The organism is Massilia pseudoviolaceinigra, assembly GCF_030846505.1.
GTDB classification, from domain to species: Bacteria; Pseudomonadota; Gammaproteobacteria; order Burkholderiales; family Burkholderiaceae_D; genus Telluria_A; species Telluria_A violaceinigra.
Genome location: NZ_JAVCWL010000073.1, coordinates 1 through 3,178, shown reverse-complemented (window position 1 = coordinate 3,178; position 3,178 = coordinate 1). Strand labels below are relative to the sequence as shown.

Sequence of the window (3,178 nt, the reverse complement as noted above, 5' to 3'; positions counted from 1 at the left end):
CCTCTTTCAAGGCGCCCCCAACTGTCTGCTAACTACTTGATTTCGTTAACCCTTTCAGCGGGGAGGCGAACTATAGCAAAGGCCCTGATCGCTTGGCAAGCCTTTTTGATACAAAGCCGGGTAAACTCAGCCGTAATTCCAAAATTGAAAGAAAATCATGGAGATCGGCCTCGCGCTTTTAGAAGTGTCCGCGACAAATTCCTTGAACGATGAGCAGCACCGCCGGCTTCGCAAACTCTCCGGCCTCGATGATGAGCCAGCGAACCTGGCGTCACGGTTTCGCACCGGATTGGCGATCATTGCGGCGGTGCTGATCGGCCTCGGTATCATTTTCTGGATTGCCGCGAACTGGGATTCGCTTGGCCGCACGGGCCGTTTCATCCTGCTGCAGGGCGTGGTGGCTGTCATGTGCATCGGCGCGTACGCGCGGCCAGGCGCGCGCGTGCCGCTTGGCCTGCTGGCCCTGCTCGCCATCGGCGCGCTGTTCGCTTACTTTGGACAGACCTACCAGACGGGCGCGGATCCCTGGCAACTGTTCGCGCTGTGGGCGGTGCTTGGGCTACCGCTATGCCTCTCCGTACGCCATGACGCGCTATGGACGCCGTGGGCGCTGATCGCCATGAGCGCCATCTCGCTCTGGCTGCATGCGAACACGGGCCATAGTTGGCGCTTCCGACCCAGCGATCTGAATTATCAGGCGGCAGCATGCCTTGGCGCACTTGCCCTTTCGGCGCTGCTTAGTCCCCTGTGCGCGCGATGGACCGGCGCCGACCTCCTTTCCATGCGTGTGAGCGTTGCTCTGGCGGTCATCAGTGTCGCACTGATCGGGATTGCCGGCCTGACGAATAGTAAGGTGACCGCGCAATATTGGCTGGCCTTGACGGTATTGGCCATTACTGCTGCCGCGTTGTCGTCGCAGCGCTTGTTCGATATGTTTTCACTGTGCGGCATCGGGCTGGCCCTGAATGTTCTGCTGATTGGACTATTGGCCCACTTCCTGCTCGCCGACCATGCGCGCTGGTCGATTCCAGAACTGCTGTTGCTTGGCCTTGCCGCCGCCGGCTTGCTTGCCGCGACGGTGAACATTATTCTCAGGTTGTCGAAACGCGGCCCGCTGCATGGAGCTGCGCAATGAAGCGCCCACTTAACCAGATTATCGCCGAGGCTATTACGGCGGGCATTCTTCCCCCTTCCGCAGCCACCTTTATCCAGCACGAAGCGCATCGCCCCTGGCCAGTCGTATTGTTGACGGCGTTTGGAGCATGGTTGGCGGCTATCCCACTGATGGGAATCATTTTTCTGCTATGCGGCGATTATCTGGCCCGCGACACCCGCGCACTGTATCCGCTTTCGCTCATCATGTGCGGCGTCGCAGTGGCCATCTTGCGCCGTGCATCCCTTCCCTTGTTCATCGAGCAGCTGGCCATTCCGGCATTGCTCGCCGGCGCGGCAACCATGAGTGCGGCTTTTTACATCGACATGTCAATTGGCAATGGCTCTGCCGGCGTCGCGCTGTTGGCAATCGCCCTGGCTACTCTTATTCCACGCAACTGGCTGCGCGTTCTGCTGGGGGCGATCTCCTGTACGTTCATCATGGCGGCCATCGTCATCCTCGCCGCTTCTCGCGATCGCGATGGATTCTGGATGGTGCTGCATGCTGCGATGGGAATCTGGCTTGTTACCGACTTCGTCCAGCGACAACATCTGCGTAGCGTGCTGGTGGACAGATTGGCGACGGGGTGGGTACTCACTATCATTGCGGGCCTTGCGTTCTGGACAGGGATGACCTTCCTGGTCGGTGCCACCATCAACAGCGGTCCCGTCAGCACGATGGCTTCGCTGTCGCAGCCGCTGGCGTCTTTTGCGCAGTTGGCATCGGCGGTGCTGACGCTTGGCGGGGCAGCCTGGCTGGCCAAGCGCTGGCCCGCGTTACACACGCCGTGGTATGCGCTCACTACCGCGGTATTCACGGGGCTGGCGGTATTGATGCCGTCGCTCGGCGCAGTGATGATGATTCTCGCATTGTGTACGAGTAGCGGGCGCTGGGGCATCGCGACGGCGGCGGGCGCTGCGGCCGCGTGGATTATGGGCGCGCTGTATTACCAGCTGGCGTATCCGCTGGCGACCAAGGCGTTGATTCTGATCGGCGCCGGCGCGCTGTTCGCCTTGATCGCCTGGCTTGCCATTCGCGACCGCGCACCCGTTGTCAGTGACGGCAGCGCGCCTCCTGCGCGGAAGGAAACGCATGCAGCCCGGATCGGCATTGCGCTGACGGCGGTCGCGGTGTTAACCATCGCCAATATTGGGATCTGGCAGAAGGAATCCCTGATTGCCAACGGCCGCCCGGTGCTGGTGGAACTGGCGCCGGTCGATCCGCGCTCGCTCATGCAGGGCGATTACATGCGCCTGAATTTCAATTTGCCGCAGGAGGTGTCGCAAATGAGTGAAGGTGAGACGGGAAGCGCCAGATTGAAGGTCGCCGGCAAGGTGAACGAGAAGGGAATTGTGGAGCTGACCCGGCTCCACGATGGCACGCCGCTTGCACTTGGCGAGATCGTGATCGAACTCACGCCACGTCACGGTGGCCATACGCTGGTGACCGATGCTTGGTACTTCCAGGAAGGGGAAGGAAAACGCTGGGAGGCGGCGAAGTACGGCGAATTCCGCGTCGATGCGAGTGGAAAGGCACTACTCGTTGGCATGCGCGGAGCAAATCTTGAAGCCCTCTGATACCAGAGCCAATCGGTCTTGTCGTGGCGCTTCATTGAAGGACGGCAGATAAGCGTACTGCCAGCGCCGCCTTTACGCGGAGACGTCGTGCGGCTCGTACCATACGTCTTCGTAACCTTCGTCGTCGATGATAAACCTGAATCCGGGCGCCAGTGCAAGATAAGGAATGACCATCGGAAGCTCGGCGGAAAGAGGACAGTGATGAAGAGGACTGTAAAAGTCAACCGCGTCCGAATAATCGCCACCGTAGATGTACCACCCGTCGGTGCCATCGTCCCGGCGGATTCGTACGCCCGTAATGGGCATCGACCGCAAGGTGTGGCGTGCGAGTCCTAGTTTCAGCGCTGGGTCGGGCGGGAGAAAATCGGAGCCGTATTTCTCGCACATGGCGCTTTGCAGCTTCGTGATGCTGTCAAGATCGGTCATCAGTCGAGCTCCTTCAATTTTT

Annotated in this window: 3 protein-coding genes; 2 read left to right on the top strand and 1 reads right to left on the bottom strand. The window is 60.1% G+C overall.

The features are described from left to right. Window positions 1-157 precede the first annotated feature (157 nt). The gene (locus RBA40_RS32945) at window positions 158-1,135 is read left to right on the top strand and encodes a DUF2157 domain-containing protein (protein ID WP_306653090.1); all 978 of its coding nucleotides are present in this window, start codon (window positions 158-160) and stop codon (window positions 1,133-1,135) included. Continuing rightward, window positions 1,132-2,730 (top strand): GDYXXLXY domain-containing protein, encoded by a 1,599-nt coding sequence (locus RBA40_RS32940; protein ID WP_306653088.1) that lies wholly within the window; start codon window positions 1,132-1,134, stop codon window positions 2,728-2,730. Before RBA40_RS32945 ends, RBA40_RS32940 begins: the two co-directional genes overlap by 4 nt. Window positions 2,731-2,802: 72 nt before the next feature. Here RBA40_RS32940 and RBA40_RS32935 read toward each other — a convergent pair. Then, window positions 2,803-3,178: immunity protein Imm33 domain-containing protein (locus RBA40_RS32935; RefSeq protein ID WP_306653086.1), on the bottom strand; the 376-nt coding region annotated here is incomplete at its 5' end.

Bases quoted from the DNA above. Each gene is read 5' to 3' on its own strand.
- RBA40_RS32945 (WP_306653090.1), top strand. From the start codon at position 158: ATGGAGATCGGCCTCGCGCTTTTAGAAGTGTCCGCGACAAATTCCTTG.
- RBA40_RS32940 (WP_306653088.1), top strand. From the start codon at position 1,132: ATGAAGCGCCCACTTAACCAGATTATCGCCGAGGCTATTACGGCGGGC.